The organism is Rhizohabitans arisaemae, assembly GCF_025996515.1.
GTDB lineage: Bacteria > Actinomycetota > Actinomycetes > Streptosporangiales > Streptosporangiaceae > Rhizohabitans > Rhizohabitans arisaemae.
In genome coordinates this window covers 1-210 of record NZ_BLRH01000054.1, presented here as the reverse complement: position 1 = coordinate 210, position 210 = coordinate 1, and the positions used below count along the sequence as shown (strand labels likewise).

The following is a 210-nucleotide window of genomic DNA, read 5'->3' as shown; positions in this document are numbered from 1 at the left end:
ACGAGTACCGTGAGGGAAAGGTGAAAAGTGCCCCGGTGAGGGGTCGTGAAACAGTACCTGAAACCGTGTGCCTACAAGCCGTCAGAGCCGCGCCGCCGCAGCATTCATGTTGTGGTGGTGGTGATGGCGTGCCTTTTGAAGAATGAGCCTGCGAGTCATGGTGTGTGGCGAGGTTAACCCGTGTGGGGGAGCCGTAGGGAAACCGAGTCT

Annotated in this window: 1 rRNA gene; it reads left to right on the top strand. The window is 58.6% G+C overall.

Annotated features, from left to right (window positions below):
* Positions 1–210, top strand: a 23S ribosomal RNA gene (locus RUR_RS26650); the annotation flags it as partial.